The following is a 24,070-nucleotide window of genomic DNA, read 5'->3' on the forward strand; positions in this document are numbered from 1 at the left end:
GTCGGTCCTCACATGCGTTCGAAGGAGCGGCGGAGCTCCCAGTCGGTCACCGCGGAGTCGAAGGCGTCCAGCTCGACCCGGGCCATGTTGCGGTAGTGCGCGACCACCTCGTCGCCGAAGGCGGTCCGGGCGATGGGGCTCTTCTCCCAGAGCTCGGCGGCCTCGCGCAGGGTGGTGGGGACGTGGGCGTAGTCGCCGCTGTAGGCGTTGCCCGTGCACTCCTCGGGCAGTTCGAGCTTCTGTTCTATGCCGTGCAGGCCCGCGGCCACGAGGCCTGCGACGGCGAGGTGCGGGTTGACGTCGCCGCCCGGCAGCCGGTTCTCGAAGCGGAGCGAGCGGCCGTGGCCGACGACGCGGAGCGCGCAGGTGCGGTTGTCGTACCCCCAGGCGACGGCGGTCGGCGCGAAGGAGCCGGGCCGGAACCGCTTGTAGGAGTTGATGTGGGGCGCGTACAGGAGGGAGAAGTCGCGCAGCGCCGCGAGCTGGCCCGCGAGGAAGTGCCGCATGAGGGGCGACATGCCTCCCGGGTCGTCGGCGGAGCCCGCCATGACGTTGGTCCCGTCGGCGTCCTGGAGCGAGAGGTGGATGTGGCAGGAGTTGCCCTCGCGCTCGTTGAACTTGGCCATGAAGGTGAGCGAGACGCCCTCCTGGGCCGCGATCTCCTTGGCGCCGGTCTTGTAGATGGCGTGCTGGTCGCAGGTGACGAGGGCCTCGTCGTACTTGAACACGATCTCGTGCTGGCCCGGGTTGCACTCGCCCTTGGCCGACTCGACGACGAGCCCTGCGGCCGCCATGTCGTTGCGGATGCGGCGCAGCAGCGGCTCGATGCGGCCGGTGCCGAGGACGGAGTAGTCGATGTTGTACTGGTTCGCCGGGGTGAGGTCCTTGTATCCGGCGTCCCAGGCCTGTTCGTAGGTGTCCTTGAAGACGATGAACTCCAGCTCCGTGCCGACGTGCGCGGTGAGGCCGAGCTCGGCGAGGCGCTCCAGCTGGCGGCGGAGGATCTGGCGGGGCGCGGCGACCACGGGTGAGGAGTCGCTCCAGGCGAGGTCCGCGATGAGCATCGCGGTGCCCGCGTTCCAGGGGACCCGGCGCAGGGTGGTCAGGTCGGCGTGCATGGCGAAGTCGCCGTAGCCGCGGTCCCAGGAGGACATCGCGTACCCGTCGACGGTGTTCATCTCCGGGTCGACGGCGAGGAGGTAGTTGCAGCCCTCCGTGCCGTGTTCGAGGACCTCGTCGAGGAAGAAGCGGGCGGCGAACCGCTTGCCCTGGAGCCGCCCTTGCATGTCGGGGAAGGCCAGGACGACAGTGTCGATCTCGCCGCTCGCGACGAGGGTTTCGAGCTCCTCGACGGCGAGCGGGGGTGTGCGGTCTGCCACGGGAAAAGCCTCCTTGGGTCAGCCGGGAGCCATAAGGTATTGCGGAGAACCTTTGCTTGGGAAGGGGGTACGGGCATGTCGCACACGGAAGAGGGCACCACGGGTGACGCCGCGTCCGCTCAGGAGGACGACCGGCTGACGCCGGTGCTTCGTCCGGTGCGGGCGGGCAACGGCTTCGAGGAGGCCCTGGAGCAGATCCTTCAGGTGGTCCGCCTCGGCCTGGTGCCCGGCGGCGAGCGCCTGCCGTCGGAGCGGGAGCTGGCGGACCGCCTCGGCATCAGCCGGGTCACGCTGCGCGAGGTGCTGAAGGTGCTGCAGGACCAGGGCCTGGTCGAGTCGCGGCGCGGGCGGTACGGCGGGACGTTCGTCCGTGCGCGGCCCGCGGCGGCCGGCGAGGACGAGCTGCGCCGGCGCATCAAGGACGTCGACGTCGAGGACGCGCTGCGCTTCCGCGAGGTCCTGGAGGTCGGCGCGGCGGGGCTCTGCGCGGCGCACGGCCTGACCGGCGAGCAGGCGGACCGGCTGCGCGCGGCGCTCGACCGCACGCACGACGCGCCGCTCGCGGAGTACCGCCGCCTGGACACCCTGCTGCACCTCACGCTCGCCGAGCTGTGCGGGTCGCCGACGCTCACCGCCCAGTACGCCGCGGTCCGCGCGACCGTCAACGACCTCCTCGACTGCATCCCGCTCCTGGTGCGCAACCTGGAGCACTCGCAGCGCCAGCACACCGCGCTGGTGGAGGCGGTGCTCGACGGGGACGCGGACGGCGCGCGGGAGATGATGCGCGAGCACTGCGCGGGGACGGCGGCGCTGCTGCGGGGCTTCCTGACGTGAGGGGCTGTTGACCGGCGGGTAACGCACGGGGCTTGATTTATCCTGCCCGGCACGGCAAAGGTATGGATCCGTTCCATTGAGTCGCCCCCGCAGCAAGCCCGCAGTGCCGCCTGCCGCCGCATAGGAGCCGTGCCATGACCGTGGAGTCCACCGAGCCGAGTGCCACCGAGCCGAGTACCGCCGAACCGGCGGACGACTATCTGGAGCGCCGCACGCTCCGCCGGGGCAGCGCGGGCTGGCTGCTGCTCACCGGTCTCGGCGTCGCCTATGTGGTGTCCGGCGACTACTCGGGCTGGAACTTCGGCCTCGCGGAGGGCGGCTTCGGCGGGCTCGCGATCGCCATGGGGCTCATGGGCGTGATGTACGCGTGCATGGTCTTCTCGCTGGCCGAGCTCTCGTCCGTGCTGCCCACGGCGGGCGGCGGCTACGGCTTCGCGCGCCGGGCGCTCGGACCCTGGGGCGGCTTCCTCACCGGCACGGCGATCCTCATCGAGTACATCCTCGCCCCGGCCGCCATCTCCATCTTCATCGGCGACTACGTGGAGTCGCTCGGCCTCTTCGGCCTCACCTCGGGCTGGCCGGTCTATCTGGCCTGCTTCGCCGTCTTCATCGGCATCCACCTCTGGGGCGTGGGCGAGGCGCTGCGCTTCAGCTTCGTGGTGACCGGTGTCGCGGTGGCGGCGCTGCTCGTCTTCGCGGTCGGCGCGTTCCTGGACTTCGACGCGTCGAAGCTCAACGACATCCCCGTGGAGGCGGACGCGTTCGGCGCCAACTCCTGGCTGCCGATGGGCCTGTTGGGCATCTGGGCGGCGTTCCCCTTCGGCATGTGGTTCTTCCTCGGGGTCGAGGGCGTGCCGCTGGCCGCCGAGGAGACCAAGGACCCGGCGCGCACGCTGCCGCGAGCCATCCGCTGGTCGATGGCGATCCTGGTGGCCCTCGCGCTGCTCACCTTCTTCGCCTCGTCGGGAGCGCGCGGCGCGAACGCGCTGCAGGACGCGGGCAACCCGCTCGTCGAGGCCCTGCAGCCGGGCGGCGACGCGACGGGGCTGAGCCGCGTCATCAACTACGCGGGCCTGGCGGGCCTGGTGGCCTCCTTCTTCTCCCTCATCTACGCGGGCTCGCGCCAGCTCTTCGCGCTCTCCCGGGCCGGCTATCTGCCGCGCTTCCTGTCCCTCACCAGCAGCCGCAAGGCGCCCTACCTGGGCCTGCTCGTGCCGGGCGCGATCGGCTTCGGCCTGGCGGCGGCGACCGGGGACGGCGCACGCATGCTGAACGTCGCGGTGTTCGGCGCGACCATCTCGTACGCCCTGATGTCGCTCTCGCACATCGTGCTGCGCCGCCGCGAGCCGGGCCTCGAACGCCCCTACCGCACGCCCGGCGGCGTCCTGACCTCGTCCGTCGCGCTGGTCCTCGCGTGCGCGGCGCTGGTCGCGACGTTCCTGGTGGACGTGACGGCGGCGCTCATCGCGCTCGCGGTGTACGTGGTCGCCATCGCGTACTTCGGGATGTACAGCCGCAAGCACCTGGTGGCGCGCGCGCCGGAGGAGGAGTTCGCGGCGCTCGCCGCGGCCGAGGCAGAGTTGGAACGCGACTGATCACGGAACGCGACTGATCATGGACGCAGCTGAGCACGGACGCAGCTGAGCACCACGGTGAGGAAGAACGGAGCACGGTGAGCGAGAACGCAAGGGGCGCCAGGCCGCTGATCGGGGTCAGCACCTATCTGGAGCCCGAGGTGAGCTGGGGCGTGTGGCGGCTGCCCGCGGCCCTGCTGCCCGCCGGGTACCCGCGCCTGGTCCAGGCGGCGGGCGGCATCACGGCGATGGTGCCGCCGGACGACCCGGGGCGTGCGGCGGCCGTCGTCGCCCGCCTTGACGGCGTGGTCGTCGCCGGCGGCCCGGACGTGGAGCCGGCGCGGTACGGGGCACGGCCCGAGGAACGCACGGGCCCGCCCGCGCGGGAGCGGGACGCCTGGGAACTCGCCTTGATCGAGGCCGCGTTGGACTCTGGCACGCCCCTGCTCGGCATCTGCCGCGGCATGCAGCTGCTCAACGTGGCGCTCGGCGGGACGCTGGTCCAGCACCTGGACGGACACCGGGAACAGGTGGGCGTCTTCGGCACCCACACGGTGAAGCCGGTCCCCGGCACGCTGTACGAGACGATCGTGCCGGACGCGTCCACGGACGTGCCGACCTATCACCACCAGTCGGTGGACCGCGTCGGCCGGAACCTCGTGGTGTCGGCGTACGCGGAGGACGGCACGGCCGAGGCCCTGGAACTCCCCTCCCCCGCCTGGGCGTTGGGGGTGCAATGGCACCCGGAGATGGGCGAGGACACCCGCGTCATGGCAGCACTGGTCCGAGCCGCGTCCTGAGCCACTCCAGGGCAGCCGCACCCTGCGCCGCCTGAAAGGCCCGCAGGGTCGGCAGCCCGGGCGGGTCGGGCAGCAGGGAGTGGTGCACGAAGTAGCCGGCGAGGGCCGCGAGCGTCGCGGTCACGCCCTTCGGGTCCGCGTCCCGGCCCACCCGCCGGGCGGTGAACACGTCCTCCGGGTCGGGTCCGCCCTGGGCCCGCACGCACGGCAGCATGAGGAGCAGGTCGAACCAGGGCGCGGCGCGCGTGGCGTGCGGCCAGTCGACGAAGACGACGCGGCCGCCGTCGCACTCGCCGTCGCCGTCGCCGACGACCAGCATGTTGTCGGCGCGCAGGTCGCCGTGGGCGAGGGTGTCCCCGGTGGCGAACTGGGCCCATGGGGCGGCGAGTTCGGCGAGGGCGTGGAGGTGGCGCCGGGCCCAGGGGTCGAGGCGAAGGCCGCCGACCGGTCTGTTGCGGCTCGCCTCTCCCCCGGTCTCCGCCACGATCAGCTGCTCCCACCCCCGGAAGTCGTCCGCCTTCGCCTCGACCACAGAGGGGGCGCCGAGGGGAGCGGGCGTCAGGGCGCACCCAAGGGCGCCGGCCGCGTCCAGTACGAGCTCGAACTCATGCGAACTCCAAGGGACTTGGGGCTGCCGGCCCTCGATGTCCTCGAAGGCCAGGGCGACCCAGGTCCCGTCGTCGTAAGAGGCGAGCAGCCTCGGCGCGGGCACGGAGTCCGGCAGGGCCGCGGAGTTACGGGCCTCGGCGCGGTGCAGGTCCGGGCTGCCGGGGTTGGCGTCGGCGCTGACGGCCTTGACGAACGCCCGCCGGCCGTCGGCGAGCCGGACCCGCGCGGCGACACCCGGCGAGAAGCCGCCGCGCTGCGTCGTGGCGCCCACGACGGGCGCACCGAGGGCGGCGGCCAGCTCTTCCCTTACGTACGCGGGGAGTTGCTCCCAGGGGGTGCGGACGCCGGTGGCCGGGGGCGCGGTGGGGATCATGCCCCTCATGGTGAGAGACGGCGCCGGTCACCCGCCACGCATTTACGTGCGGGGGTCGGCGTCGGAGCCGCCGGGACCGGGCCGCCTCACGTCCGTCGCGTCAGCGTCAGCAGGTCCCGGCCCGGGCCCGCGGGGCGGTGGCCCGTCGGCCAGACCGCCCTTAGCTCCCTGCGCAGCCGTACGTCCGCCAGGGGGATCTCCACCAGGCGCCGGGCCGCCAGTTCCTCGCCCACGGCGAGTTCGCTGAGGACCGAGGGGCCCGCCCCGCTGACCGCCGAGGCCTTCACCGCCGTCGTGGACGACAGCTCGATCAGCGGGCGCGCGAGCGCGCCGAGTGCCGCTTCGAGGACCTGCCGGGTGCCCGAGCCCTCCTCGCGCAGGATCAGCGGCGTCGCCGCCAGCTCCGCGGCGGCCAGCGGCTTCCTGCGCCGCGCCCAGGGGTGCCCCGGCGCCGCCACGACGACGAGCCGGTCGTGCGCGACGACCACCTCGTCGAGTCCGGCCGGCACGGTGAGCCCCTCGACGAAGCCGAGGTCCGCCTCGCCGGCGAGGAGCCGGGCCGCGACCGCCGCGGAGTTGCCGGCCAGCAGTGACACGGCCGTGTCCGGCCGCTGCGTCCGCAGGGCGATCAGCCAGCCCGGCAGCAGGTACTCGGCGATCGTCATGCTCGCCGCGACCCGCAGCCGCGAGTCCCGCCGGTCGCGCAGCGCCTGCGCCCCCGCGTCGAAGGCCTCCGCCGCCTCGACGATCCGGCCCGCCCAGTCGGTGACCAGGGCGCCCGCCGCGGTGAGGCGCGAGCCGCGGGGCGAACGGTCCACGAGCGCGACGCCGAGCTGCCGCTCCATCGCGCGGACCCGGCTGCTCGCCGCGGGCTGGGTGATGCCGAGCTCCCGCGCCGCCCGCCCCAGACTGCCGAGCCGGGCCACGGCCAGCAGCAGCTGCAGCGCGCCGAGGTCGGGGACGCGGTGCGAGAGCGCCGCCTCCGTGGCGCTCGGGTAGGCGTAGGGCGCAGGAGACGCGGGAGGTACCGAGGACGCAGGGGGCTCGGGGGGCTCAGCGGACACGTGGGGCGAACTCATAAAGTCAGCTTATGCCCCCATAGAAGTGCACTCTCTGGTGGCGACCCCCTCCCCTGTAAGACCGTGGACCCATGGTCACCACCGCACACCCCGCGGCCGCCGCGGACCCCGCCCTCCCCGCCGTCGGCACCCGCCTCCTCGCGGTCCGCCACCTCGGCCCGAACTGGTACGCCGCCGTCATGGGCACGGCCATCGTCGCCAACGCGGGCGCGACGCTGCCGTACGGCTTTCCGGGGCTGCGCACCGGCTGCGCCGTCGTGTGGGCCTGCTCCCTCGTGATGCTCGCCGTCCTGCTCACCGCCCGCGCCGCCCACTGGATCCACCACCGCGACCAGGCCCGCGCCCACCTCCTCGACCCGGCGATGGCCCCGTTCTACGGCTGTCTGTCGATGGCGCTGCTCGCGGTCGGCGGCGGCACCCTGATCGTCGGCAGGGACTGGATCGGCACGGAGGCCGCCGTCGCGCTCGACACCGTCCTGTACTCCCTGGGTACCGCCATCGGCCTCGCCGCGGCCGTCGCGATCCCGTACCTGATGGTGGTCCGGCACCGCATCGCCGCCGACCAGGCGTCCCCCGTATGGCTGTTGCCCGTCGTGGCCCCCATGGTGTCGGCGGCCGTCGGCCCCCTGCTCATCCCGCACCTGCCCGCGGGCCAGGCCCAGCAGACGATGCTCTACGCCTGCTTCGCGATGTTCGGCCTGAGCCTGCTCGCCGCCCTGGTGATGCTGCCGGTGATCTTCGCCCGCCTGGTGACCGCGGGCCCGCTGCCGCTCGCCCTCACCCCCACCCTGTTCCTGGTGCTCGGCCCGCTCGGCCAGTCCACGACCGCCACCAACAAATTCGCCGACTTCGCGCCGGGCGTCGTCCCCGCCCCGCTGGACCGGGGCTTCCTCGTCTTCGCCGTACTCTTCGGCGTCCCCGTGATGGGCTTCGCCCTGATGTGGCTGACGCTCGCCGCGGCCCTGGTGGTGCGCGCCCGGCGCCGCGGCATGGGCTTCGCGATGACCTGGTGGGCGTTCACCTTCCCGGTGGGCACCTGTGTGACGGGCGCCGAGGGCCTGGGCAACCACACCGGCCTCGCGGTCTTCGACTGGCTCGCGACCGGCCTCTTCGCCCTGCTCGTGACCGCCGTGGCGGTGGCGCTGACCCAGACCCTGCGCGGCGTCGTCAGCGGAAGGCTGCTCGCAGCGCCGCGCTGAGCACGGCCGGTGCCTCCGTCAGGGACGGCCCGTACCAGGTGAGGTGGCGGCCGCCGACCAGGGCGACCGGGGTGCGCGGGACGAACTCCTCGGGGCCGTCCTCGCGCGTGAAGCGGTACGGCTCGTCGGGCAGCACCACCAGGTCGAGGTCCGCCGAGCGCAGCTCGTCGACGGGCACGCGCGGATACCGCTCGGCGTGGCCCGCGTACGCGTTGTCGATGCCGAGGCGCGCGAGGACGTCCCCCGCGAAGGTGTCCCGGCCGAGGACCATCCACGGCCGCCGCCAGATCGGGACCGCGGCCCGCAGCCGGACCGGCGCCGGGTGCGGATCCCGCAGAGCCCGCAGATCTCCCAGACCCCGTAGATCCCGCAGATCCCGCGCATCCAGCAGACCCTGCGGCTCCCGCCACGCCGCCTCCGCCGCCGCCAGCCACTCCGGCCGCCCCGCCCCGCACGCCGCCAGCACCCGGGTCAGCTCACGGAAGGCCTGCTCCACCGTGCGGACCTCGGTCACCAGGACCTCCAGCCCCGCCGCACGCAGCGCCGCCAGGTCGGGCGCCCGGTTCTCCTCCTCGTTGGCGATCACCAGATCGGGTGCGAGGGCGACGACGGCGGGCACGTCCGGGTTCTTCGTGCCGCCGACCCGGGTGACGTCAAGGTCCGCCGGGTGGCTGCACCACTCGGTGGCCCCGACCAGCGCGCCCGGCACGGTGACGGCCACCGCCTCGGTCAGCGAGGGCACCAGCGAGACGACCCGCCGGGGGCCGCGTGCGAGCGTCACCTCAGCGCCCCTTGTCGTCCACCGCTTCGATGTGGTCGCCGACCGCGACCACCAGGACCCGGGTGTCGGGCACCGTGGCCCGCCACCGGTGCCGCACCCCGCCCGTGAGGAACAGGGTGTCGCCGCGCCCGAGACGGTAGGCCCGGCCCTCCGCCTCCATCTCCACGGCGCCCTCCAGGATGTACATCAACTCGTCGTTGCGGTGCTGGAATTCGCGTCCCTCGTCGTGGTCGCCGATGAACTCCAGGGCGTGCAGCTGATGGTGTCCGCGGGCCAGCTCGCGCACCCGCGCCTCGGGCGTGGAGCCGTCCAGGTCCGTGTCGTCGTCGGCCCGCACCACCTCGACGGTGCGGGCCGGGTCGGCGGCGGCGAGGAGCTCCACGTCGGTGGTGCACAGGGCGTCCGCGACCCGCTGCAGGGAGCGCATGCTGGGCCGGGCGCGCTCGTTCTCGATCTGGCTGAGGAAGGGCACCGAGAGGCCGCTGCGCTCGGCGACGACGGCGAGGGTGAGCTCGAGCTGGCGACGGCGCCGCCGCACGGCCGAGCCCACCCGGAGGGTCTCCTTGTGCTCGTCCATCGCCTCGGCTCCCTTCAGCGCATCGGCCCGCTCTCACCCTGAGGGGTTCCCTGCACCCTACGCATGTTCGCCAAACGGTTTTGCCCCGTTGCACGGACGCGCACCCGTCGTGCACCACCACCCTTGCAAGGAAGTGCGCCGCGCGCCTGTTTTTCGCGCCCCTACAGCTCGCGCCAGTAGAGCAGTTGCCCCGCCTCACCGGGGGCGGAACCCTCCGCCGGCACGAACAGGCTGACGAGCAGGGCCGGTTGGCCCCGCGGGTCGGTGAGCAGGGTCGCGGAGGGGTTGGCGAAGGCGTGGCTGCCGCCGTGCGTCCGGATGGCGAGACGGTCCGCCCGGCCGCTGACGGGGTCGTACGCGTAGGTCCCCCAGCTGCCGAAGTCGCCGGGCCGCCCCTGGCCCTCGACGAGCACCACGCGCCGCCCGCCGAGCTCCACGGGTGCCCGGTCGCCGATGTTGCCGCCGTTGCCCCGGCTCCGCACGGCGCGGTCCAGGCGCCGGTCGGGCTCGGCGTGCCAGTGGCGGAAGCCGGTGAGGGTGGCGCGCAGCTGGCGGTCGGTGTCGCAGCCGGCCCGGTAGTGCCCGGTGAGGTGGATGGTGGCGCCGCGTACCGCGGTGATGCTCGGGGTGCCCTCGGCGCAGCGGGAGAGGGTCAGCGGGGCGTCGAAGGAGCGGTGGGCGTGCCCGTCGAGCAGGGCGCGCAGGCTCCGGTAGGCGCGGACCGCGACGTGGTTGCGGGGGTCCTTCTCGTAGGCGAGGACGTAACCGCCGCGGCCGTCGTGGGCGAGCGTGGCCTGGTGGGTGCCGGGCCCGAAGTCGTGGCGGCGCTGCCAGTGGCGCAGGTCGGCGGAGGTGGCGACGGCGGCGTGGAAGCGGCCGTCGGACAGGAGCGTGTGGTAGACGGCGAGGTACGTGCCGTCCTGGGCCTGCTCGATCTGCGCGGCGTCCATGGTGCGGCCGGTGTGGTCCCGGGCGTCGTAGCGGTGGCCGTCGGCGGCGGTGACGTCCTCGGCGAGGGCGGCCAGGCGCGCGGTGGCCGCTGAGGCGGGGGCGGCGTCGGCCCGTGCGAGCTGCGCGACGACCAGGGCGGCGGCGAGGGCGAGCGCGAGGGCGGCGACGAGGAGCGCGGTCCTTGGCTGCCTTGCGGTCACGGGTGGGGTCTCACGTTCAGCTGTTCACGAGGAGCGGGGCTCGCGGGGTGGGCTCGCCCGGAGGCGGCGAGGGTCGGGGCTCGCCCGGATGCGGCGAGGGTCGGGGCTCGCCCGGGTGTTCGACAGGGGTGGGCCTCGTCGAGGTTAGAGACCCGGCGGGCCCGCCGGAACACCCCGAGGGGTGGGCTTCGCCACAAGGCGACGCCCACCCCTCGGTGCTCGGCGGAGATGCCGGCCTACTGCACGGCCGTCATCTTCTCCTCGAAGCCCGGGTTCTTCTTCAGCCAGGCGTCGACGGCCTTGGGCTCGTTGCCCTTGCCCGCCTTGTTGATCTCGTTCTCCAGACCCGCGAGCTGTGCCTCGCTCATGTGGAACTTCTTGAGCCACTTGGTGAGCTGCGGGTACTGCTCGGGGAAGTCCTTGCTGGAGATGGTGCGGATGGTGTCACCCTTGCCGAAGCCGCCCTTGGGGTCCTTCAGCTTGGTGAGCTTGTACTCGTTGTACGCCCAGTGCGGCGACCAGAGCAGGACGGCGATCGGCTCCTTCTTGGCGTACGCCGCCTTCAGCTCGGCCAGCATCGCCGGGGTGGAGCCGGAGACGATGTCGTACTCGCCCTCCAGGCCGTACTTCGGCAGCACCTTGTCCTTGAGCGCCGTCATCACACCGGTGCCCGGCTCGATGCCGACGATCTTGCCCTTGAACTTGTCGCCCTTGCCCTTCAGGTCCGCCAGCGACTTGACGTCCTTGACGTACGAGGGGACGGAGACCTCCAGCGAGGTCGGGCTGTACCAGGAGCCGATGTCCTTGAGGTTCGCCTTGTTCTTGTCCCAGTACGACTTCTGCGCGGTGGGCAGCCAGGCGTCCAGGTCCAGGTCGAGGTCGCCCTGGGCCAGACCGGTGTAGACGGGGCCGACGTCGGAGGGCGTCAGCTTCATCTTGTAGCCGCGCTTCTCCAGGACGCGCTTCCAGAGATTGGTCACGGCGATGTTCTCGTCCCAGGAGAAGTACGCGACGTTCAGCTCGCGCTTCTTCTCGTCGCCGCCGGAGTTCTTCGGCAGCGGGGCGAGCTTGTCGACGACGCCCGGGTTCTTCTTCAGCCAGGCGCGCACGGCGTCCTGCTGCTTGCCCTTGCCCGCCTTGTTGATCTCGGCCTCAAGGCTGGTGAGCTGCTTCTCGTCCATCTTGAAGTTCTTGAGCCACTTGCCGACCTGCGGGTTCTCGTCGGAGAAGCCCTTGCGCGCCAGCGTGTGCACGCCGTCGCCCTTGCCCCAGGCGCCCTTCGGGTCCTTGAGCTTCTTCAGGTCGAAGTCGTTGTAGGCCCAGTGCGGCGACCACAGCGGGACGACGATCGGCTCCTTCTTGGCGTACGCGGCCTTCAGCTCGGCCAGCATCGCCGGCGTCGAGCCGTCGACGACCTTGTACTCCTTGTCGAGCCCGTACGCCTTGAGCACCTTGCTCTTGAGCAGCTGCATCTCACCGGCGCTCGCCTCGATGCCGGTGATCTTGCCCTTGAACTTGCCGCCCTTGCCCTTGAGGTCGTCGAGCGAGTCGATGCCCTTCATGTACGAGGGGACGCTCAGCTCCAGCGACGTCGGGCCGTACCAGGAACCGATGTCCTCCAGGTCCTTGCCGTACTTCTTCCAGTACGTGGCGTGCGTCGTCGGCAGCCACGAGTCGGTCTGGAAGTCGATGTCGCCCTGCGAGAGCGAGGTGTAGAGCGGGCCCGCGTCCAGCTGGCTGGTCTCGACCTTGAACCCGCGCTGCTCCAGGATCTCCTTCCACAGGAAGGTGGAGGCGACGCCCTCGTCCCAGGGGATGTAGCCCATCTTGAGCTGCTTGCCCTGGCCGACGTTCTTGCTGTCGGCCACCGACTCCGACTGGGTGCCGCCGAAGATGCCCATGCCGCCCGCGACGAGCGCGAGGACGACGACGCCGACCATGGCGACGACGGGCTTGGGGCGGTAGTTCCAGATCTTCAGGCCCTGCGCGGCCTGCAGCTTGGCGAGCGCGCGGCGGCCCAGCGGCGAGACCTGGCTGCCCAGGCCGCTGGTGACGCGGTCCAGGTAGATGGCGAGGATGACGATGGAGACGCCCGCCTCCGCGCCGAGGCCCACGTCGAGCTGGCCGATGGCCTGGTTGACGTCGGCGCCGAGGCCGGGGGTGCCGACCATGCCGGTCAGCGCCGCCATGGAGAGGCCGAGCATGATGACCTGGTTGACACCGGCCATGATCGTCGGCAGCGCGAGCGGGAGCTGGACGCGGAAGAGGGTGTTGCGGGGCGTGGTGCCGAACGCGTCGGCCGCCTCGACCAGTTCCTTGTCGACCTGCCGGATGCCGAGTTCCGTCATGCGCACGCCCGGGGCGAGCGCGAAGACGATCGTGGCGACGATGCCCGCGGGGGCGCCCATCCGGAAGAAGAGGATGGCCGGGATGAGGTAGATCATCGCCGGGAGCGTCTGCATGAAGTCCAGGACCGGCCGCACGATGCCGCTGACCGTCTTGGAGCGCGCCGCCCAGATGCCGAAGGGCACCGCGATCACCAGCGCGACGAAGGTCGACACAAGGACCAGGGCCAGCGTCATCATCGCGTTGTCCCACAACTCCAGGGACACGATGAACGCGAAGCCCGCGAAGGCGAGGACACCGCCGACCAGGCCGCGCAGCCAGAAGGCGATGACGGCGAGGATGCCCGCCATCAGCAACGGCTCGGGGGCGGAGAGGACGTCGTAGACGCCGTCCCACATGTTCTGGAAGATCGTCTTGATGAAGTCGAACAGCCAGTCCATGTGGGTTCTGAGCCATTCGACCGAGTCGTTGACCCAGTCGCCGAAGGGAATCCTAGGCACCGCTGCTCACCTTGCCCACGTTCTTGCCGCCGTCGTCCTGCACGGGTATGGAGTCGGCCGGCGCGCCCTGCGACTCCCCGGCCGTCTCCGACTGCATCGGCTCGCCGAGCACGGCGAGCAGCCTGGCCCGCGGTACGACACCGACGAGCTTGCCGGCGTCGTCGGTCACCGCGACCGGCACGTCGCTCGTGGAGCAGGGGGTGAACAGCTCGATGATCGGGGTGTCCTCGGTGACCGTCGCGGCGGCGTCGGCCGCCACGAAGCCCTTCTCCGGCTCGGCCATGATCGCGCCCGCGGTGAGCACCCGGGAGCGGTCGACGTCCTGCGTGAACGCGGCGACGTAGTCGTTGGCCGGGGTCACCAGGATGTCCTGCGAGGTGCCGATCTGGACGATGCGGCCGTCGCGCATGACGGCGATCTGGTCGCCCAGGCGCATGGCCTCGTTCAGGTCGTGGGTGATGAAGACGATGGTCTTCTTCAGCCGCTTCTGCAGCACCAGGAGCTGGTCCTGCATGTCCCGGCGGATCAGCGGGTCGAGCGCGCTGAAGGACTCGTCCATGAGGAGCAGGTCGGCGTCGGTGGCCAGCGCGCGGGCCAGGCCCACGCGCTGCTGCATGCCGCCGGACAGCTCGTCGGGCCAGGACTTCTCCCAGCCCTTGAGGCCCGCGAGCTCCAGCGCCTCGGTGGCGCGCTTCTCGCGCTCGGCGCGCGGCACGCCCTGCACCTCGAGGCCGTAACCGGCGTTCTCGAGGACGCTGCGGTGCGGGAAGAGCGCGAAGTGCTGGAAGACCATGCTGATCTTCTTGGAGCGCACCGCCCGCATCTCCTTGGCGCTCAGCTCGGTCAGGTCCTGACCGTCGAAGAGCACGTGCCCGGCCGTCGGCTCCGACAAGCCGTTGAGCATGCGCAGCAACGTGGACTTGCCGGATCCGGAGAGACCCATGACGACGAAGATCTGGCCCGGCTCGACCTCGAAGGAGGCGTCGATGACGGCAGCGGTGGTGCCGTCGGCGCGCAGCTCCTCTCGGTCGGCTCCGTGGCGGAGTTTCTCCACCGCGTCATCGGGTCGTCTGCCGAACACCTTGTACAAGTGCTCGGCCTGCAGCCTGGACACATACACCTCTCGGGTCGAACCAAGACGGCCCGCCTCCCCCGCCGGCGGGCCGTGGAGCGGCACGGAATCTGCCCGTTTACCAAATCGAAATGTTGAATCCTCGACCGGGTTGGCTCCGGGTGCGCCCCTGCCCCCACTTATCCGAACCAAACCAAGGAGTGGCCCAGCTCACATTCGTTGCGTGCTCGGCGCGCGGTGATCACGATGCGCAACGAACCCCCGACACGAGCTCGACGGACACGGCCTCGTGCGCAGCGCGTTCGCACTGTCGGTGGTGTGCGGCATGATGCGCGATGTGACTCAGCGAACACGACGGCTCATGCTTCTCGACACGGCGTCCCTCTACTTCCGGGCGTACTTCGGCGTCCCGGAGTCCATGAAGGCGCCGGACGGCACCCCGGTCAACGCGGTGCGCGGACTGCTCGACTTCATCACCCGCCTCGTCCTGGACCACCGCCCGGACGACCTGGTGGCCTGCATGGACGCGGACTGGCGCCCGCACTGGCGCGTCGAGCTCATCCCCTCGTACAAGGCGCACCGCGTCGCCGAGGAGACCCCGAAGGGCCCGGACGCCGAGGAGATCCCGGACACCCTCTCCCCGCAGGTGCCGATCATCGAGGCCGTCCTCGACGCGCTCGGCATCGCCCGGGTGGGCGTCGAGGCGTACGAGGCGGACGACGTGATCGGCACCTACGCGGCCCGCGCCACCGGCCCGGTGGACATCGTCACCGGCGACCGCGACCTCTACCAGCTGGTCGACGACGCGCGCGGCATCCGCGTCCTCTATCCCCTCAAGGGCGTCGGCACGCTCCAGATGACGGACGAGGCCTGGCTGCGCGAGAAGTACGGCGTGGACGGTCCCGGCTATGTGGACCTGGCCCTGCTGCGCGGCGACCCGAGCGACGGCCTGCCGGGCGTGCCCGGCATCGGCGAGAAGACGGCCACCAAGCTCCTGGACGCCTACGGCGACCTGGCCGGGATCATGGCCGCGGTCGACGACCCGAGGTCGAAGCTGACGCCGTCGCAGCGCAGGCGGCTCGACGAGTCGCGCGCGTATGTGGCGGTGGCGCCGAAGGTCGTACGGGTGGCGGGGGACGTGCCGCTGCCCGACGTCGACACGGCCGTGCCGCGCGAGCCGCGCGACCCCGCGGCCCTCGACGAACTGGCGGCCCGCTGGGGCCTGGGCGGATCGCTGCAGCGACTGCTCTCCGTCCTGCACCCCTGAGGTGTTAGCTTAGGTAAACCTAAGTAGTTGTGGATCAGGGGAGGCCGTCGCCATGGCAGAACGTCCGGCACGAAAAGCACCGAAGGCCCAGACCGCGCGCGTGGTGCGCACGGAGCGGCTGACCCCGCACATGCAGCGGGTCGTCCTCGGCGGCGCGGGTCTCGCGGAGTTCGCCGCGGGCGAGTGCACCGACCACTACGTGAAGCTGCTCTTCGCCGCGGAGGGCGTCACCTATCCCGAGCCGTTCGACATCCAGCGGATCCGCGAGGAGTTCCCGCGCGAGCAGTGGCCGGTGACGCGGACGTACACGGTCCGCTCCTGGGACCCGGAGGCCCGCGAACTGGCCCTCGACTTCGTGATCCACGGCGACGAGGGCCTCGCGGGCCCCTGGGCGCGGACCGTCGAGGCGGGCGCCACGGTGCGCTTCCTCGGCCCCGGCGGCGCGTACGCCCCGTCGGCCGACGCCGACTGGCACCTGCTGGCCGGCGACGAGAGCGCCCTGCCGGCCATCGCGGCGGCCGCGGAGGCGCTGCCCGCGGGCGCGGTGGCGCGCATCTTCGTGGAGGTCGAGGGCGCGCAGGAGGAGCAGAAGATCGCGACCGACGCGGAGATCGTCTGGCTGCACCGCGGCGAGCGCCCGGTGGGCGAGCTCCTGGTGGAGGCGGTACGCGCCCTGGACTTCCCCGAGGGCACGGTGCACGCCTTCGTCCACGGCGAGGCGGGCTTCGTGAAGGAACTCCGCCGCTACCTGCGCGTGGAACGCGAGATCCCCCGCGAACAGCTCTCCATCTCCGGCTACTGGCGCCTCGGCCACAACGAGGACGGCTGGCAGGCGTCGAAGCGGGAGTGGAACGCGGAGGTGGAGGCGGAGCAGGAGAAGTCTGCGTAGGCGCAGCCCGCTGCCCTTGCCGTTCCGGGTGTACGGGGGGTCACCTCCCCGCCCCCTCAGCACCCCCACCACCCAAGCCCCGCCGCTCCGCGGCTAGGGGGGGCCGGGGGGGCTCCCCCAACTTCTACCTGCAGCCACAAACACCCGCCGCTCCGCGGCGAGGGAGGGGCGGGGGGGGCGGGCTCTCCCCCCACCTCTTACCTGCGGGCCCAAACAGTCCCGCCGCTCCGCGGCGGATGCATCCCACCCACCCACCCGTTTACCCCGCGACGCGGGGCGGGAGTAGGGGCGGGTGGGCGGGCGTACCCCGTGACGCGTCGTGGGAGCAAGGCGGGTGGGCGGGTGTGCTCCGCGACGCGTCGTGGGAGCAGGGCGGGTGGGTGTGCCCCACGACGCGCCCTGGGGCAGGGGTGGGTGGGCGGGTATGCCCCGCGACGCGTCGTAGGAGCAGAGGCGAGTGGGTGGGCGCGCTCCGCGACACGCCCTGGGGGCAGTGGTGGGATGGGCAGGTGTGCCCCGCGACGCGTCGTAGGAGCAGGGGCGAGCGGGTGGGCGTGCCCCGCGACGCACCCTGGGAGCAACCGTGGGTGGGTGTGCCCCGCGACGTGCCTCGGCGGCAAAGGCGGCTAGGTCTGCGCCACATCGCGCGGTGGGAGCCGGGGCGGGTGAGCGTGCACCGCGTCACGCGGTGGGAACCAGGACAGGCGGGTTCGCTCCGCTACGCGCCCTGGCAGCAAAGGCGGCTAGTGCTGCGCCACGACGCGCGGTGGGAGTCGGCGGGTGGGTCTGCGCCGCGTCACGCGGTGGGAACCAGGGCAGGCGGGTTCGCTCCGCTACGCGCCTTGGGAGCGAAGGCGGACGGGCTGCGCCGCATCGTGCGGTGGGAGCCGGGGCGTCAGGGTGGTGCGCCACCCGCCGGGCCGCACCCGCGTACGAGACGGGAGGGGACGTGGGGGTATGTGCGCACGGAGCACCGAGCACGCTGTAGCAATGTTGTCCGCGAGGCGTGGCGAACAGTGGATGGCGAGTACGCACATACCCCCGCGGCCCCGCACCCAAAAACGGGCAATAGGCGCAGACCCCAGCCCCCACGCACCCGCACCCCACCCCCCCCTACCCCCAGCCCCTCACACCCCCGCCACCCGCGCATGCAGATGCATGTCGTGCCACCCGTCCTCATGCAGCACCGCACTCCGCTTGGTGCCCTCCACCGCGAACCCCGTCTTCAAAGCGACCCGGCACGACGCCTCGTTCGCCGTCGCGTGTGTCAACTCCAGGCGGTGCAGGCCCACCTCACCGAACGACCACTCCGCGAGCGCGACCACCGCACGCGGCGCCACCCCCCGCCCCCGAGCCCCCGGCATCGTCCAGTACGCCACCTCCGCCTGACCGTCCGCCAGCACGATGCCCCGCAGGGCCACCCGCCCCACCACCACGTCCGACCCACCCTCGGCGACCGCCCAGTACGCGTCGCGCTCCTCCTCCCACGCCCCGCGCCAGCCCTCTATCCAGCCCCGCACCTCACTCTCGGAGTCGGCAACCCGCGCGTGCCAGCGCTGTATCACGGGGTCCTGGAACGCCTCGTACACGGCGGGCGCGTCGGCGGACGACCAGGGGCGCAGGACCAGGCCGCCGGGGACGGGAAGCGTCGGCTGCGCGCGCCGGGCGAGCGCACCGGCCGCGACGATGTCGGAGATCGTGAAAGGCATGGGCGCATCGTGTCAGCGGCGACGCCGGCGACGGCAGTGGTTTTCCCGACGCACACCTCCACGCCCCCCCGTACGCTGACCCCCTGATGAGACGCAAGCGCCGCCCCCTCGCCGCCCCGCTCCCCCAACGCGACGGCATCGATCCCGTCCGGGTCGCCCTCCCCACCGACGGCACGTGGCCGACCGTTCGCGACTTTCTGGTGGAGCGGCTCCCCGTCGGGGCCGGCGTCGTCGACGCGATGGTGCGGGACGGCCGATTCGTCGACTCGAACCGCGCACCCGTGACCCCGGCCACCCCCTACCTGCCGGGCACCTCCGTCTGGTTCCACCGGGACCACCCCCCGGAGGCCCCCGTCCCGTTCCCCCTCGACGTCGTCCACCGCGACGAGCACATCGTCGTCGTGGACAAGCCGCACTTCCTCACGACGATGCCACGCGGCAGCCACGTCACGCAGACCGCCCTCGCCCGCCTCCGCACGGAGCTCGGCATCCCGACACTGGGCGTCGCCCACCGCCTCGACCGGCTGACGGCGGGCCTGCTCCTGTGCACCGTACGACCCGAGGAACGCGGCGCGTACCAGACGCTGTTCAGCGACCGCCGCGTACACAAGGAGTACGAGGCCATCGCGCCGTACGACCCGGACGTACCGCTCCCCCGGACCGTGCGCAGCCACATCGTGAAGGAGCGCGGGATCATCGCCGCGTACGAGGTGGCGGGCGCCGAACCCAACAGCGAGAGCCGCATCGAACTCGTCGAACACCGGCCCACCCGGCACCCGCACCACCCCGAATACCCCCACCACCTCGGCCGCTACCGCCTCACCCCGCACACCGGCCGCACCCACCAACTCCGCGTCCACATGAGCACGTTGGGGCTTGCGATCCTCGGCGACCCGGTCTACCCGGTCGTGGCTGAACCGACCGCGCCGGACGACTTCCGCCGACCCCTGCAACTCCTCGCGAAAGTCCTGGAGTTCACGGACCCGGTCACGGGCGTAGCCCACCGCTTCGTCAGCGGCCGGACGCTGGACGCCTGGTCGGCGTACGACGACTGGGCGCGCTAGCGCCGGCCACCAACACCCAGCCATCAACACCCAGCCGTCAGCACCCAGCCGTCAACGCCCAGCGGCCAGCGCCCAGCGCCCAGCGCGCCCAGCCCTCAGTACCCCCGCCACCAGACGAGGAACCGCTGCCACGCCCCCTTGGGCCGCACCGCCTCGGGCGCCACCGCGGGCGCGGCCGGAGCCTGCGCGACGGGCACGGGATCGACCGGTTCCGGCCGTCGCGGCGCCGGCGAGGACACCTGCCAGTCCCTGCGCGGCGTCGGCAGCTGAGCCGACGGACGCGCCATGACATCCTGCGGCGGCCGCGGCGCGAACTTGACCGGCAGCTCCACCAGATGCCGCGACAGGATCGACGACGTCCAGCGCAACTCGCGCTCGTCCACGGACAGTTCGACGTCCGGCAGCCGCATCAGAAGCGCGTCGACACCGGTGTCCGCGATGGCGCGGCCGATGTCCTGGCCGGGACACTCGTGCGGGCCGCCGCTGAACGCGAGGTGCGAGCGGTTGCCCTGCATGTTGGCGGCGAGGTCGGGCCGCACCACCGGGTCGACGTTGCCCGGCGCGATGCCGAGGATCAGGCCGTCGCCCGCCCGGATCTGCTGGCCGCCGAGCTGGGTGTCCTGCTTGGCGAAGTAGCCGACCATCGCGCTGAACGGCGGTTCGTCCCACAGGGACTGCTCGACCGCCTCGGGGACCGTCATCTGGCCGCCGCTGAGCTGGGCGCGGAAGCGCGGGTCGGTGAGGACCATCCGCAGGACGTTGGCGATGAGGTTGGCCGTGGCCTCGTACGCGGCGATGAGGACCAGCCGCAGATGGGCGCCCACCTCGTCGTCGGAGAGTCGCGCGGGGTGGGCGAGGAGGTTGCTGGTGAAGTCCTCCTCCGGGTTGGCCCGGCGCCGGGCGACCAGACCCATCAGGACTTCCATCACGTACGCGTTGCTGGCGATGGCGGTCTCGGTGCCCTTGATCATGTCGCGGGCGGACTGCACCATGCGCTCGTTGTACTCCTCCGGCATGCCGAGGACGTGGCACATCACCATCATCGGCAGGTGCTCGGCGAACTGGCTGACCAGGTCGGCGCGGCCGTCCTGGCAGAAGTCGTTGAGCAGGTGGTTCGTGTAGCGGTTGATGAAGCGGCGGATGCCGCGGTGGTCGATGCCGGACATGGCGCCGGTGACCGCGCCGCGCAGCCGCTGGTGCTCGTCGCCCTCGACGAAGCTGCACATCGGCTGCCAGGTGAAGACGGGCGCGAGCGGGTGGTCGGGGCCCGCGGTGCCGTCCTGCACGGCGCGCCAGCGGCGCGAGTCGCGGGTGTACTGCGAGGGGGTGCGGACCATGTGGAGGTTCTCGCTGTGGCCGAGGACCGCCCAGATCGGCACGTCGTTGTGGATGAGCACGGGCGCGACCGGGCCGTGCTCGGCGCGCAGCTTCTCGTACAGCCCGGCGAGGTCGGCGTCCGCCTCGGGGCCGAAGAGGCGGCGCAGGCCGCCGGGGCCGAGGCCGTGGGCGGGGCAGCCGGGCGGCGCGGCGGCGGGGCCGTCGGTTCCGGGCCAGGAAGAGGAGGTCGTCACGGTCGTCGCTCCGGGATTCGCTGAGGGGTTCCGGGTTTCTTGGTTGCCGGGCGGCACGGGGTCCGGGACACGGCGGTCCGGGACGCGCGGGCCCGGGAGATGGCGGTGCGGACGCGGCGCGCTCAGACGCGTGTCACCGTCAGGGAGTGCAGATAGCGCATCAGGGTCATCAGGACGTCCCGGCTGGACTCCCGGCGGCGCGCGTCGCAGGCCATGATCGGCACCGCGGGTTCCAGGTCGAGGGCCCGGCGCAGGGTCTCGATCGGATGGTGGGGCGCGTCGGGAAAGTCGTTGACGGCGACGACGAACGGCACACCGCGCTCCTCCAGGCGGCCGATCACGTCGAAGCTGACCTCCAGACGGCGGGTGTCGATCAGGACCACCGCGCCGAGCGCGCCCTCGAAGAGGCCGTTCCACAGGAACCAGAAGCGTTCCTGGCCGGGGGTGCCGAAGAGGTAGAGGACGAGTTCGTCGGAGATGCTGATCCGGCCGAAGTCCATCGCCACGGTGGTGGCGGTCTTGGACTCGGAGCCGTAGTTGTCGTCGACCCCGATGCCCGCCTGGGTCATGGTCTCCTCGGTCGTCAGCGGGCGGATCTCGCTCACCGAGCCGACCATCGTGGTCTTGCCGACCCCGAACCCGCCCACGATCACGACCTTCACGGCGGCCGTGGCCGTGTGCGGCAGGACGTCCTCGCTGCGGGGGCCGGTGATCGTGTCAGAGCTTTTGAAGTCCATGCATCACCGCTTCGAGGAGGGATCGGTCGGGGAGCGCGGAGCGGACGATGGGGGCGCGCGCCTGGATGAGCTCGGATCCGAGCAACTCCGTCAGGACGACCGTCACCACGCTGAACGGCAGCGCCATGTACGCCGACAGCTCGGCGACGGAGAGCGGCGTCGTGCACAGCCGCAGCACCGCGGAGTGCTCGGGCTGGGCCGTGGGCGAGGCCTCGCCCTGCGCGACGACCAGGGTGACGAGGTCGAGCGGCGCCCGCTCGGAGCCCTCGCCGGTGAGGATGTACAGCCGCTCCGGGTTCTCGGGGCTGCGGCGCTCCCGTTGGGGAGGCGCGCCGGCCTGCGGCGGGCCGTCGCCCTGCTCCGCACCTCGGGCGGAGTCCGGCACAGGAGTCATACGGCCTGCCCGTCACGCCGGGGCGGGCTCGTCAGATGGGCCCCGATGCGTACCACCAGGTCGCGCATGCGGGTGCCGATGAGGCCCGCGTCGACGGTCTCGTCCGCGAGTACGGCGAGGTAGGCGCCGGCACCCGCGGCCATCAGGTAGAAGTAGCCGCCGTTGATCTCGATGATGACCATCTTCATGCCGCCGTCGCTGTGCGGGATCTCGGTGGCCACGGCGGCGGCCAGGCTCTGCAGTCCCGCGCAGGCCGCGGCGATGCGGTCGGCCGCGTCCGGGTCGCCGCCGTAGCGCGCGATGCGGAGGCCGTCGGCCGAGAGCACCACGATCTGCCGGGTCTGTGGCACCCCGTCGGCGAGCTCCTTCAGCATCCAGTCGAAATTGGCGCGTTGCTGGATCACTGCCAGTCCCTCTCGTCGGCGCTGCCGTGGTGGTTGCGGTGGGTTCCCTGCGGAGGGAAGGATCCCTCGGTCGTGGGCCCGTCCGCGGCGGTTCCGGGCGGCGGCACCGGATCGGGGTCACCCGGGTCCTCGCCCTTGACGCCCTTCATGAACGCCTCGATCCACAGGCCCGGTTCGGGCTCCTCGCGCTTGGGTGCGGGGACCGGTGGCGGGGCGGTCGCTGCGGCGTGGGCCTCGGCGATCCGCTGGGCCTCGGCCTCCTGGGCGTACCGCTCGCTGAGCGAGATCTTGACGCGGCTGCGGCGCTGCGGCAGCCCGTTCGGGGTCCATTCGGTGACCTCGGGGACGTCGTCCTCCATGGTCGCGGTGAGCGGGGAGCGCAACGGCGGGCCCGCGGTGACGACGCGGGGCTTCTTGCGGCGGATGTTGCGGGCGGGCTCCTCGATGGTCCGTCCGGCGTTGTCCACGCGCGGTACGGCGGAGGCGCCGATGCCGTGCGCGAGGCCGGGCGCCGGGCCCGTGGTGATCATCTCGCGGGGCACGATGAGGACCGCGCGGACCCCGCCGTAGGCGGACTGCCGCAGGGAGACCTGGAGGTTGTACATCTGCGAGAGGCGGCCGACCACGGCCATGCCGAGGCGGGGCGTCTCGCCGAGGTCGTTGAGGTCGATGCCGGCCTGGGCCTGCTCCAGCATCCGTTCGGCGCGGGCGCGGGCCTCCTCGCTGAGGCTGACGCCGCCGTCCTCGATCTCGACGGCGATGCCGGTCTGCACCTCGACGGCGGTGACGTGCACCTTGGTCTGCGGCGGAGAGTAGCGGGTGGCGTTGTCGAGGAGTTCGGCGCAGGCGTGGATGAGTGGCTCGACGGAGGTGCCGTGGATCGCGACGTTGGCGATCGAGTGCAGTTCGACGCGCGGGTAGTCGAGGATCCGGGACATCGCACCGCGCAACACGCTGAACAGCGGTACGGGCTTGGGCCACTGGCGGCCGGGGCGGGCGCCGCCGAGCACCGCGATGGAGTCGGCGAGGCGGCCGATCAGCGCGGTGCCGTGGTCGATGCGCAGCAGGTCGTCGAAGACCTCGGGGTTGCGCCCGTGGAACTCCTCCATGTCGCGCAGTTCCGCGGCCTGTTGGTGGACGATCGACTGGACGCGCCGGGCGATGTTGACGAAGGCGCGCTGCGCGGACTCGCGCATCGCTTCCTCGTGGTCCAGGGTCTCCAGGACGGAGCGCAGCAAGTCGCGCTGGGCGTCGGGGAGTTCACGGTAGGCCTCGTCGGCGTCCACGACCTTGCGGACCACGTCGGCGGGCGATTCGCCCTGCCGCAGCCGCCAGAGCGCCTCGGGCAGGATCTCCCGGCCCAGGCGTACGGTCTCGTCGTCGTGGGAGGCGATGCGCCGCTCCAGGAAGGCCAGCCGCTGTCCGTACTGTGCGCGCTGTCCCCGGATGGTCCGGCCGCGCCGCACGGCTTCGGCGCCGACCGCGATGACCATGAGGGTCGCGACGGCGCCGCACCAGCCGACGGCGGGGCGGGCCGATTCCGTCACCGAGGCGACGGCGGCTCCGGTGGCCGCGGCCATCAGCAGGGCGGGCAGCAACAGCACACGCGCGTAAGGGACTTCTCGGCCACCGGGAGGCGATTGAACACTCACCATGTATGCCCTCTGAACACTCGTCTTGGGGGGAATGACGTCTTTGGGGGGTGAAGGTACCTATGCAGGGTCTTGTCGGGACGATAAAGCGAACGATCGAAAGATTTGG

Annotated in this window: 21 protein-coding genes; 7 read left to right on the forward strand and 14 right to left on the reverse strand. The window is 72.1% G+C overall.

Going from position 1 to position 24,070, the window contains the following annotated elements; genetic code table 11:
- Positions 1-8: 8 nt before the first annotated feature.
- A complete protein-coding gene (locus ACFYO9_RS28785) occupies positions 9-1,379 on the reverse strand; it encodes a glutamine synthetase family protein (RefSeq protein ID WP_358779319.1) in 1,371 nt (456 codons plus the stop codon).
- A gap of 75 nt (positions 1,380-1,454) precedes the next feature.
- On the opposite strand from ACFYO9_RS28785, the gene ACFYO9_RS28790 reads away from it, so the two are divergent.
- The 3 genes from ACFYO9_RS28790 to ACFYO9_RS28800 all read left to right on the forward strand — a co-directional run bounded on the left by ACFYO9_RS28790 (position 1,455) and on the right by ACFYO9_RS28800 (position 4,587).
- On the forward strand, positions 1,455-2,213 hold the full coding sequence (locus tag ACFYO9_RS28790) for an FCD domain-containing protein (protein WP_358779320.1): 759 nt from the start codon (positions 1,455-1,457) through the stop codon (positions 2,211-2,213).
- Between the two features lie 134 nt (positions 2,214-2,347).
- On the forward strand, positions 2,348-3,808 hold the full coding sequence (gene eat, locus ACFYO9_RS28795) for an ethanolamine permease (RefSeq protein WP_358779321.1): 1,461 nt from the start codon (positions 2,348-2,350) through the stop codon (positions 3,806-3,808).
- A 77-nt stretch (positions 3,809-3,885) separates the two neighbouring features.
- The gene (locus tag ACFYO9_RS28800; protein ID WP_358779322.1) at positions 3,886-4,587 is read left to right on the forward strand and encodes a gamma-glutamyl-gamma-aminobutyrate hydrolase family protein; all 702 of its coding nucleotides are present in this window, start codon (positions 3,886-3,888) and stop codon (positions 4,585-4,587) included.
- On the opposite strand, the gene ACFYO9_RS28805 is transcribed toward ACFYO9_RS28800, so the two are convergent.
- Both ACFYO9_RS28805 and ACFYO9_RS28810 read right to left on the reverse strand, forming a co-directional pair.
- Positions 4,556-5,569: a phosphotransferase gene (locus tag ACFYO9_RS28805; protein WP_358779323.1), complete on the reverse strand. Its 1,014-nt coding sequence runs from the start codon at positions 5,567-5,569 to the stop codon at positions 4,556-4,558. The two genes, ACFYO9_RS28800 and ACFYO9_RS28805, sit on opposite strands and share 32 nt — an antisense overlap.
- A gap of 86 nt (positions 5,570-5,655) precedes the next feature.
- Positions 5,656-6,648 (reverse strand): LysR family transcriptional regulator, encoded by a 993-nt coding sequence (locus ACFYO9_RS28810; RefSeq protein ID WP_358779324.1) that lies wholly within the window; start codon positions 6,646-6,648, stop codon positions 5,656-5,658.
- Positions 6,649-6,719: 71 nt separating this feature from the next.
- Between ACFYO9_RS28810 and ACFYO9_RS28815 the strand changes: the two genes are divergently transcribed.
- A complete protein-coding gene (locus tag ACFYO9_RS28815) occupies positions 6,720-7,847 on the forward strand; it encodes a TDT family transporter (protein ID WP_358779325.1) in 1,128 nt (375 codons plus the stop codon).
- Here ACFYO9_RS28815 and ACFYO9_RS28820 read toward each other — a convergent pair.
- From ACFYO9_RS28820 to ACFYO9_RS28840, 5 genes are all read right to left on the reverse strand, one after another.
- Positions 7,816-8,628, reverse strand: coding sequence for a helical backbone metal receptor (locus tag ACFYO9_RS28820; RefSeq protein ID WP_358779326.1), 813 nt, complete (start codon positions 8,626-8,628; stop codon positions 7,816-7,818). The two genes, ACFYO9_RS28815 and ACFYO9_RS28820, sit on opposite strands and share 32 nt — an antisense overlap.
- A 1-nt stretch (position 8,629) precedes the next feature.
- Positions 8,630-9,205 carry a cupin domain-containing protein gene (locus tag ACFYO9_RS28825; protein WP_355810371.1) on the reverse strand — a complete coding sequence of 192 codons (576 nt, stop codon included), beginning with the start codon at positions 9,203-9,205 and terminating at the stop codon, positions 8,630-8,632.
- A 161-nt stretch (positions 9,206-9,366) separates the two neighbouring features.
- Complete coding sequence (locus ACFYO9_RS28830) at positions 9,367-10,356, reverse strand: hypothetical protein (RefSeq protein WP_358779327.1); 990 nt, start codon at positions 10,354-10,356, stop codon at positions 9,367-9,369.
- Positions 10,357-10,592: 236 nt separating this feature from the next.
- Complete coding sequence (locus ACFYO9_RS28835; RefSeq protein WP_358709680.1) at positions 10,593-13,202, reverse strand: ABC transporter permease/substrate binding protein; 2,610 nt, start codon at positions 13,200-13,202, stop codon at positions 10,593-10,595.
- Positions 13,195-14,316 carry a glycine betaine/L-proline ABC transporter ATP-binding protein gene (locus ACFYO9_RS28840; RefSeq protein WP_358779328.1) on the reverse strand — a complete coding sequence of 374 codons (1,122 nt, stop codon included), beginning with the start codon at positions 14,314-14,316 and terminating at the stop codon, positions 13,195-13,197. Before ACFYO9_RS28840 ends, ACFYO9_RS28835 begins: the two co-directional genes overlap by 8 nt.
- Positions 14,317-14,635: 319 nt before the next feature.
- Here ACFYO9_RS28840 and ACFYO9_RS28845 point away from each other — a divergent pair, with 319 nt between their 5' ends.
- Together ACFYO9_RS28845 and ACFYO9_RS28850 are read left to right on the forward strand one after the other, a co-directional pair.
- The gene (locus ACFYO9_RS28845) at positions 14,636-15,541 is read left to right on the forward strand and encodes a 5'-3' exonuclease (RefSeq protein ID WP_358779329.1); all 906 of its coding nucleotides are present in this window, start codon (positions 14,636-14,638) and stop codon (positions 15,539-15,541) included.
- A gap of 52 nt (positions 15,542-15,593) precedes the next feature.
- On the forward strand, positions 15,594-16,430 hold the full coding sequence (locus tag ACFYO9_RS28850) for a siderophore-interacting protein (RefSeq protein ID WP_355810361.1): 837 nt from the start codon (positions 15,594-15,596) through the stop codon (positions 16,428-16,430).
- A gap of 1,127 nt (positions 16,431-17,557) precedes the next feature.
- Here the strand turns inward: ACFYO9_RS28850 and ACFYO9_RS28855 are convergent.
- Complete coding sequence (locus ACFYO9_RS28855; RefSeq protein WP_358778822.1) at positions 17,558-18,139, reverse strand: GNAT family N-acetyltransferase; 582 nt, start codon at positions 18,137-18,139, stop codon at positions 17,558-17,560.
- Between the two features lie 86 nt (positions 18,140-18,225).
- On the opposite strand from ACFYO9_RS28855, the gene ACFYO9_RS28860 reads away from it, so the two are divergent.
- On the forward strand, positions 18,226-19,203 hold the full coding sequence (locus ACFYO9_RS28860; RefSeq protein WP_358778823.1) for a pseudouridine synthase: 978 nt from the start codon (positions 18,226-18,228) through the stop codon (positions 19,201-19,203).
- Between the two features lie 95 nt (positions 19,204-19,298).
- Here ACFYO9_RS28860 and ACFYO9_RS28865 read toward each other — a convergent pair whose 3' ends face one another.
- The 5 genes from ACFYO9_RS28865 to ACFYO9_RS28885 all read right to left on the reverse strand — a co-directional run bounded on the left by ACFYO9_RS28865 (position 19,299) and on the right by ACFYO9_RS28885 (position 23,964).
- A complete protein-coding gene (locus ACFYO9_RS28865; protein WP_358778824.1) occupies positions 19,299-20,774 on the reverse strand; it encodes a cytochrome P450 in 1,476 nt (491 codons plus the stop codon).
- Between the two features lie 122 nt (positions 20,775-20,896).
- Complete coding sequence (locus tag ACFYO9_RS28870; RefSeq protein ID WP_355810352.1) at positions 20,897-21,511, reverse strand: ATP/GTP-binding protein; 615 nt, start codon at positions 21,509-21,511, stop codon at positions 20,897-20,899.
- Complete coding sequence (locus ACFYO9_RS28875; RefSeq protein WP_355810349.1) at positions 21,492-21,905, reverse strand: DUF742 domain-containing protein; 414 nt, start codon at positions 21,903-21,905, stop codon at positions 21,492-21,494. Before ACFYO9_RS28875 ends, ACFYO9_RS28870 begins: the two co-directional genes overlap by 20 nt.
- Positions 21,902-22,309, reverse strand: coding sequence for a roadblock/LC7 domain-containing protein (locus ACFYO9_RS28880; RefSeq protein WP_055556816.1), 408 nt, complete (start codon positions 22,307-22,309; stop codon positions 21,902-21,904). The genes ACFYO9_RS28875 and ACFYO9_RS28880 overlap by 4 nt, the downstream gene beginning before the upstream one ends.
- Entirely contained in the window at positions 22,306-23,964 is a 1,659-nt protein-coding gene (locus ACFYO9_RS28885; protein WP_355810346.1) for an ATP-binding protein, read from the reverse strand. Before ACFYO9_RS28885 ends, ACFYO9_RS28880 begins: the two co-directional genes overlap by 4 nt.
- Between the last annotated feature and the right edge of the window lie 106 nt (positions 23,965-24,070).

The sequence above is a fragment of the Streptomyces sp. NPDC005863 genome, from assembly GCF_042871345.1.
Taxonomy (GTDB): domain Bacteria; phylum Actinomycetota; class Actinomycetes; order Streptomycetales; family Streptomycetaceae; genus Streptomyces.

Coding starts and splice junctions, on each gene's coding strand:
- ACFYO9_RS28790 (WP_358779320.1), top strand. CDS start 1,455: ATGTCGCACACGGAAGAGGGCACCACGGGTGACGCCGCGTCCGCTCAG.
- eat (WP_358779321.1), top strand. CDS start 2,348: ATGACCGTGGAGTCCACCGAGCCGAGTGCCACCGAGCCGAGTACCGCC.
- ACFYO9_RS28805 (WP_358779323.1), bottom strand. CDS start 5,569: ATGATCCCCACCGCGCCCCCGGCCACCGGCGTCCGCACCCCCTGGGAG.
- ACFYO9_RS28810 (WP_358779324.1), bottom strand. CDS start 6,648: ATGAGTTCGCCCCACGTGTCCGCTGAGCCCCCCGAGCCCCCTGCGTCC.
- ACFYO9_RS28815 (WP_358779325.1), top strand. CDS start 6,720: ATGGTCACCACCGCACACCCCGCGGCCGCCGCGGACCCCGCCCTCCCC.
- ACFYO9_RS28825 (WP_355810371.1), bottom strand. CDS start 9,205: ATGGACGAGCACAAGGAGACCCTCCGGGTGGGCTCGGCCGTGCGGCGG.
- ACFYO9_RS28845 (WP_358779329.1), top strand. CDS start 14,636: ATGCTTCTCGACACGGCGTCCCTCTACTTCCGGGCGTACTTCGGCGTC.
- ACFYO9_RS28850 (WP_355810361.1), top strand. CDS start 15,594: ATGGCAGAACGTCCGGCACGAAAAGCACCGAAGGCCCAGACCGCGCGC.
- ACFYO9_RS28855 (WP_358778822.1), bottom strand. CDS start 18,139: ATGCCTTTCACGATCTCCGACATCGTCGCGGCCGGTGCGCTCGCCCGG.
- ACFYO9_RS28860 (WP_358778823.1), top strand. CDS start 18,226: ATGAGACGCAAGCGCCGCCCCCTCGCCGCCCCGCTCCCCCAACGCGAC.
- ACFYO9_RS28870 (WP_355810352.1), bottom strand. CDS start 21,511: ATGGACTTCAAAAGCTCTGACACGATCACCGGCCCCCGCAGCGAGGAC.
- ACFYO9_RS28875 (WP_355810349.1), bottom strand. CDS start 21,905: ATGACTCCTGTGCCGGACTCCGCCCGAGGTGCGGAGCAGGGCGACGGC.
- ACFYO9_RS28885 (WP_355810346.1), bottom strand. CDS start 23,964: ATGGTGAGTGTTCAATCGCCTCCCGGTGGCCGAGAAGTCCCTTACGCG.